This is a genomic window from Nocardia sp. NPDC049190 (assembly GCF_040648115.1).
Taxonomy (GTDB): Bacteria; Actinomycetota; Actinomycetes; order Mycobacteriales; family Mycobacteriaceae; genus Nocardia.
Map to the genome: position 1 here is coordinate 186,648 of NZ_JBEZDE010000010.1, position 7,363 is coordinate 194,010.

The 7,363-nt window shown below is 67.7% G+C and carries 6 protein-coding genes; 2 read left to right on the forward strand and 4 right to left on the reverse strand.

Annotated elements, in window-relative coordinates:
* Window positions 1–85 precede the first annotated feature (85 nt).
* From AB0B25_RS12015 to AB0B25_RS12025, 3 genes are all read right to left on the reverse strand, one after another.
* Entirely contained in the window at window positions 86–1,288 is a 1,203-nt protein-coding gene (locus tag AB0B25_RS12015) for a Dyp-type peroxidase (protein WP_357177344.1), read from the reverse strand.
* A complete protein-coding gene (locus AB0B25_RS12020; protein WP_357177346.1) occupies window positions 1,281–1,856 on the reverse strand; it encodes a copper chaperone PCu(A)C in 576 nt (191 codons plus the stop codon). Before AB0B25_RS12020 ends, AB0B25_RS12015 begins: the two co-directional genes overlap by 8 nt.
* 537 nt (window positions 1,857–2,393) lie before the next feature.
* Window positions 2,394–2,921: a hypothetical protein gene (locus AB0B25_RS12025; RefSeq protein ID WP_357177348.1), complete on the reverse strand. Its 528-nt coding sequence runs from the start codon at window positions 2,919–2,921 to the stop codon at window positions 2,394–2,396.
* Between the two features lie 648 nt (window positions 2,922–3,569).
* Between AB0B25_RS12025 and AB0B25_RS12030 the strand changes: the two genes are divergently transcribed.
* Complete coding sequence (locus AB0B25_RS12030) at window positions 3,570–4,502, forward strand: AraC family transcriptional regulator ligand-binding domain-containing protein (protein WP_357177349.1); 933 nt, start codon at window positions 3,570–3,572, stop codon at window positions 4,500–4,502.
* 253 nt (window positions 4,503–4,755) lie between these two features.
* Window positions 4,756–5,955 (forward strand): phosphotransferase, encoded by a 1,200-nt coding sequence (locus tag AB0B25_RS12035; protein ID WP_357177351.1) that lies wholly within the window; start codon window positions 4,756–4,758, stop codon window positions 5,953–5,955.
* 13 nt (window positions 5,956–5,968) lie between these two features.
* Here the strand turns inward: AB0B25_RS12035 and AB0B25_RS12040 are convergent.
* Window positions 5,969–7,363 (reverse strand): LuxR C-terminal-related transcriptional regulator (locus AB0B25_RS12040; protein ID WP_357177353.1); only part of this gene is annotated, 1,395 nt, incomplete at its 5' end.

The window sequence follows — 7,363 nt, forward strand, 5'->3', positions numbered from 1 at the left end:
CGGCCCCCGTCGAACCCACCGCGTCGCGTTCTGGAACCGACCGGTTCGGTGCCGGCACCTCGCACGTGTCGGCACCGAGCGCGGATCAAGACTCGAACAAATCCGCTCCGAGATATCCGCCCGGCGCGGACACCCCCGGCGGGATGACGAATACCGCAGAACCGATCGGTGTCGTCCACACGTTCAGCGCGTCGAATTCCGCGAGGCGGCGCTGGACCGGGAGAAACTGGGCGTCCACGTCGCGTTGATACGCGGCGAAGATCAGACCCGAGTTGGAGGTCCGGCCGGGCATCGGTGCGTCATCGTAGTTGTAGCCACGCCGGAGGAATCGTTCGCCATCGTGTGTGTGGTGGGCCCGCGCGATATGCGAGGACGGCGGGATGACCGAGATGCCCGTCGCATCGACGGCCGCGAAGTCCGGCTCGTCGAATTCCGCCGTGCCGGTGAGCGGGGCGCCGTTGTCGAGCGAGCGGCCGATGGTGAGTTCCCTTGCCTCCCGGTCGATCTCGTCCCAGGTGTCCAGTGTCATCGCGATCCGCCGCAGGACGCACGACGTGCCGCCGGCCAGCCACGGTTGAACACTGCCGTCGTCCCACACCAGGTCGGCGAAGTCGGCGGTATCCGCGGCGAGATTCACGGTGCCGTCGACCTGTCCCATCAGATTGCGCGGTGTCGTCCCCGGTGTCGCGTCCCGGAACCCCCGCTGCACCCACCGCACGGTGACCAGCGAAGTCACGCTCCGGCACAGCACCCGGACCGCGTGTGCCACCGTGGTCGCCTCGTCCGCGCAGATCTGCAGCAGCACATCGCCGCCGGTCCACGTCGGTTCGAGTCGGTCGATGTCGAACGGTGGCAGTGCCCGCAGCCAGGACGGCCTGCGGTGCTCGAGACCGGCGACGGTGAACACCGCGGGGCCCAGACCCAGGGTGATCGTGAGCCGAGCGGGCCGCCGGGCCAGTTCGGGCTCGGTATCCGCGAGGGCGGGACGACCTTGGGTGAGTCGGCTGGCGTCGTCGGTCCAGATCTCGAGCAGGCCGACGAGGTCGTCACGGTGCGTGCCCGGTCGGAGATCGAAGGCGACGAACGCCGCCCACGACTGTGGGGCGGTGGCGATGCCCGCCTGGTGCGGTCCGTAGAACGGGACCGTCGTGGCGTGCTCGGCCGCGGGAGATTCGCGACGTCCGGTCAGTGCGACCGCGCCGAGCCCGGCGCCCGCCGCGGCGGCGCTGCCGCCGAGCAAGCGCCGCCGGTTGATCCGTGCGGGTCGCGGTCCGGCCCGCTCAGCCATCGTGTGCGGGGGTCTGCGCGCCGGTGCGCGAATCGCCGTTCGCGTGGTCGGGTGCGTAATTCTCCTGATTGCCGGCGAAGTCGCGTACCTGGGCGGTGAATGTCGCGGTCGATCCGTCGTCGAAGGTAAGCGTGACCGACGTTTCCGATCCGGTGCGCAACGGTCCGTTCAGGCCCATGAACATGATGTGGTCACCGCCCGGCCGTAGCCGCGTCGTCCCGTGCGCCGGGATCGTGAACCCGCCCGGCTTGGGGCGCATGGTCTTCGTTCCATTCGATTCGGCGACTACTTCGTGCAACTCGATCCGGCCGGCCGCGGGGCTGGTGGCCGATACCACTGTGCGCGGCTGGTCGTCGGCATTGCTCAGGTCACCGAACGCTGCGGACATCCCGCTGTCGGTTGCCTTGACCCACTGATCGGTAATGGTGACCGCGGCTGCGGACGAGGGCTCATCGGTCGATGAGCAGGCGAGCAGGAGGAGTGGCGCCGTCACGGCGGCGGCTGCGCCGCGCACGACGCGAGCGGTGCGCGAACTCGTGCGGGGCGCGGGAGAAGTGCTGATACGCATGAAAACTCCGGTGAGGTGAGGTGCTGATCTTCGGTTGTCCGCCACAGCCGATTGGCGAGTCTTCCGTCGTCGGGGTTCGTCGGAATGGGGCTCTGTGTCCCGGACGCTCGTTATGGACCGGCCGGATCACAGTGGAATCGGTGCCGACTGCTCGGCGACGTGATCTACCCGTGGTGCGGGTTCGTCGCGTGTGGCCGCGGCATAGGTCGGATCGACCGTGGCGGCGCGTGCGGAGCGCCGATTGTTGCGTTGCCCGAGGGGCATCGACCATGCGCTCGCGGCACCATGGGTACGCCGTCTCGCGGGGCGAGGGCTACGGGGGGCCTGATGGCGGAACGAGTGGTGGCGCCTGGGGGGCAGTACGTGGTGGCCGGTCGTCCTCTCGGCGTGATGAATTCGCCGGTAGCCCGAGCGAAGCGCATACTGCTCCGGGGCGCAGCAGCTCCCGCATGCATCCAGGATGCGCTCGACCCGGATGATCGCGAAAGGTGCCGTGCGGGAACGATCGAACAGGGTTCGTGGGCGGCAGGACGACGGTCAGCGACTGGTCGGCGGGCCACGCAAGCCGGAGCCTGAACCGAGCAGCAGACGCCGGGGACCGGGAAGGGATTCCACGGCCGACGTGGCGAAGATTCGGTGGGGCGCGGCAGGGCCGTGGCCGAGGACGCGTGCTGTATGTCGCATTTCGGATGCTGCCCAGAGCAGCGCATGCTCCGCGGCGCGGATGAGCAGTGCGCCGACCGGGACAGCGGCGAGGTGGGCGCCGAGCATGACTGCCGGCGCTTCGCGACCGTGCTGATGCCCGGCCGACAGTGTCAGCGCGACGTGTGTGAGGGTCTGCCCAACGGCGAGCATCACCATGACCGCACCCAGCCCGGCTCGCTTCCGTCGCGTGGCGACCAGCACGCCCGCCGCGGCGCACACGACGATCAGCAACGCGGTCGATGATGCACCAGGACAGACCGCGCCGCCGCCGAGGGCGTGCGCGGCGACGCTCACCGCCCCGGACATCGATCCGACGAAAGCGCCGCGCAGCCGCGCCGCCACATCCGCCGGATCTCGCACCAGACCATACTACCGCGTGTCGTAGAAGCTGACCGCACCGGATCGTTTGCGCGACTGCGTGCCCCGGTTTCTCGCCCGCCGCCGTTCGCGCTGTGTATTCCCCGAAGCGTGCGGTCAGCCCGCGAAATGATGTCCGGCGGGGTGAAACCTCCGGGTCGTCGATGCGGCGGGTCGGATGAATCTTGCGGCGCCACGGGGTGCGGCAGCTTCGAGGTGGTCGAACGCGGCACCGCCGCGGAACGCCCGACATGGTCTGCGGGCCGCCGAACGTACGGTTCCATTCCAGACGTTGCCGATGCGGGTGCAGAGGTCCCCGCGTATGTGGCGCCTTGGTCGTGCCGTCGTGCACAACCAATGAAATATCCCGGTTGCCAGTCGATCTCGGTGAGTTCGCGTACCGCACAGCAGGCAGCGCCGATGGCGGTGGCATGCAATCGAGCCGCGCCGATGTTCCTACCGATGTGCCTGGTGGCACCGCTCGATCGCTGCACCGGCCAGCGGTCGACGCCGTCGCTGCGTTATTGGACTATCGTCGAGAAGCGCCGGCTTCCGGAGCCGTCGGCAGCGCCCGTCCTTTCTGATTAGGTGTTCGCATTGGATACGGTGGACAACGTTTCGTTTGTGAACTTCATACTGGACAATGCTGGTTTGACTGGGTTGTCGCGGCGGCGACTGGCCCGTGCGGTGGGTCTGCCGGACTGGGTATTGCACAGTGGTGATGCCATGGTGCCCAGCAATAGCCAATTGCATCTTTGGGAATTGGTTGAACACGCACTGGACGATTCGCATGTAGCGTTGCGCGTCGGGCACATGAACACGTTGGGGCGCTTCGGTGTGCACGACTATCTGTTCAGTACGGCGCCGACTCTCGGCGAAGGGCTGGCGCTCTCCGAACAGCACGCGGGTCTCGTCACCACCAACATCGGATTCGCGGTGTCGGACGAGACCGAGGGCGAGGCCACTGCGGATGTCCGGTTGCTCAACGGCCGGGGACGTGGACGCCAACTGGCCACGCAGTTTGCCCTCGCGGCTGTGGTCGCCCGGGCACGATCCGCCACGGGGCGGGACGTGCATCCGGTCCGGATCTGTTTGCGGCAGCGTGCGCCACGGCGACGCGATCGCTTCGTCGAGGCGTTCGGCACGCGGCGGGTCGATTTCGACGCGCCGACTGACCAGATCACGTTCCGTACAGCTGATTTGGCGTTGCCGCTGCGAACAGCCGACCCCGCACTCGCCGATATCCTGCGCCGGTGCGCGGAAAGGCTGCCGCCCCCGCACCGCCTGGATGTCACGTGGTCCAGTCAGGTGCACTATGCGCTGATCGCACTGATGGGCGACGGTCGAGTGACCATCGACCGCGTCGCGCGGTATCTGGCGACAAGTAGACGAAGTCTGCAACGACGGCTTGCCGACGAGGGAACCACCTGGACTCGCGAACTCGACCGCGCACGCAGCGCCGTGGTGGAACACCGCTCCGACACCAGCCCGGACGACACCCTGACATCCTTGGCCCGGCGCGTCGGTTACGCCGACACCGGGGCGCTCCGCCGAGCCCGGCAAAGGTGGGCAACTCGGACATGAAGCCGGCCGAGTGTCGTTGTGCAGCAAGCAGGTCTCGCGCGCCAATCACTCGGCGAATCGCGCCATAGCGTTTACCTGCCGTGTGACCGGCGGCCGAGCGTTTCGGCACGTGAAAGCGGTGATTGGCGGTGTCGTCCGCACTCGAGAACCCCGGTCACCCTGGCGCGCGGGAACTCGGCGGCCCGAACGCTGCCGGATACTTGCCAACCACTGGGTCGCTGTGCGGCGCGACGAGCTGAGAAAGGTGAGGGGCATGGGCGAGACATCGACGGGCAGTCCGGCGAACGGAGTGCTGCCCGGGATGGTGCGGATCGGCGGCCACGTGCTGTCGGAGAAGGTGCGTCGGCGCACGGTTGTCGACATTCCGATGACGAAGAGCGAAATCGACGCACAGTGGCTGACCGCGGTGCTGGCCGCCGGGCATCCCGGGGCGGAGGTGGAGTCCTTCGAGATCGACGACGCCGGTACCGGTACGACAAGCCGATGGCGGGCCACGGTCACCTACAACGAGGCCGGACGGCAGGCGAAGCTACCCGAGCATCTGTTCGCCAAGACGACCTTGACCTTCACCCAGCGTTTGACGCAATACTTGGCGCACGCGCTGCCTGGGGAGCCCGGCTTCTTCCAGCACCTGCGTCCAGAGTTGGATATCGAAGCTCCGCGCGGTTATTTCGGCGCGGCCGACACGCGCAGCGGTCGTTCCGTGACGCTGCTCGAGGACATCAGCGTGACCAAGCAGGCGCGGTTCTGCACGCCGATGGAGCCGGTCACGCGGCAGCAGATGGAAAATCTCTTGGCGAATATGGCGGTCTGGCACGGGCACTACTGGGAATCTCCCGTGCTGACGAAGTACGACTGGTTGAAGACGCCGAGCGCACACTTTCGCAACTTCGACCGACTCCTCGGCATGAAGAAACGGGCGAGGGTCGGGCTCGAGCGCGCTCCGGAGATCGTGCCCGACACACTGCCGCCCGTGCAGGACAAGCTTTACGCGGCGTGCGAACAGTCTCTGTTGATCGCCGAACGAGGACCACAGACATTGCTGCACGGAGACCCGCACATCGGCAACGCCTATGTCGGCGGTGGCGGCACGATGGGTTTCACCGACTGGCAACTGGTCATGCGTGGCGGCTGGGCATTCGACGTGACCTACACGATGACCTCCGGGCTCGAAGTGGAGGACCGGCGGGCGTGGGAACGCGAGCTCATCGAATTCTATGTGGACCGGCTGCACGCGGCAGGCGGGCCCGTAGTCCCGTTCGAGGCCGCGTGGCTCGCCTACCGGCAGCAGTGTCTCTATCCCTATTTCGCGTGGATGATCACCATCGGACGCAGCGCCATTATGCCCGAATTCCAACCCGCCGATGTGTGCCGCGCGATCGTGCATCGAACGTCCACCGCGATCATGGATCTCGACGCGCTGCAGGCGATCGACAGCCGGCTCGAGTCCTGACGTGTGCGTTCGGTCACCGGGGGTCGGTAATGCGCCGGGACAGCGCTGCTCCCACGCCGGTACGGGAGGAAACACCCAGCTTGACGAATATCCGCGCGAGATGCTTCTCGACGGTCTTCGGACTGACGAAAAGCTGCGCGGCGATCTCGCGATTGGTGTACCCGTGGACGACCAGGTCGGCGATGTCGCGCTCTCGTTCGGTCAAGATCGGTTGGTGCGTAGGCCCTTCGGTGGTGGGTTGGCGACGTACGCGTCGTCCCAGGTTCCGGAGTTCCTTGGCGGCCTCCAGCCGTAGTCGTTCGGCGCCGGCGTCGCGCAGGATGCCGTGGGCCAGTTCGAGTTCGCGTACCGCAGTCTCGGGCTGGCCGACCAGCGCGAGACTGCGGCCGGCGACCAGGCGGGACCGCGCGGCCCATACGCGCATCTCCACTGCCTCGAAGCACTGAACGGCTCTGTGGGCAGACGCTGCGGCCGCCGCGAAATCGCCCACTGCGAGATGAATGCGGGCCCGGGCGTAGTGCGCATTCCCCTCCCGGGAAGGTCCCATGGGGACTGCCTCGATGTGGCGAGCGATCGCCTCGGCCGCATCGATCCGGCCTGCGGACAGTTCGGCCGTGACCAGTGCCTGGTGCCAGAACGGACGCGTGGTGGGAGGCAAATCGGCCAGCTCGGGCCCGCCGAGGGAGAGAATTTCCTGGCGACCGTGCTCGAATTCACCCGCTTCGATGAGCGCCTCGCCGTACGACGCGCGGGCGACCCAGGCGAAGAGCGCGTCCGGCTGGCGCTCAGCCGCGCGTAGCGCCGCACGGCCCGCGGCCAGCGCTGTCGGCAGGTCGCCTCGCAGGGACTCGATCCAGCACCGCGCGCTCTCCGCTGCCGAGAGCAGCTGATCATTGTCCAGCAACAGCGCCAGTTCGACGGCGGACTCCGCGGCGGATCGGGCGTCGTTCAACTGTCCGAGGTGGAGTTTCGTCGCGGCGGCCCCGAGCGTGAAGCGGCCGAAGGCGTATCCGTGGCCGGTGGTACGGCTGACGTGCAGTCCGCGCTCGGCATGACGATCGGCGGCGCGGATACGGTCGATGGAGATCTCCGCGTAGACCAGATCCGCCAGTGCCTCGAGCAACGTAGGAGTGAGGTCGACATCTCGTGTGTCCATGCCGTCGGCGGCCAGGTCGATCAGTTCCTGCCCGGCGTCGAGGGTGCCTTGGTAGCTGGCGAACCAGGCGAGGGTCGCGGTCGCGGCCAGTAGCAGCGTCGGATCACCAAGGGCCTGCGCCTGCGCGCGGGCGTGTGTGGCGGTGTCGACGGCTTGTTCCCACCGGTGCATCATGAGCTGGTTCTGGGCGAGTTCCAGGCGTAGCGCGACAGCGTCGGCGCTGCCGGGGGTCGCCTGCTCGAGCGCGGTGGT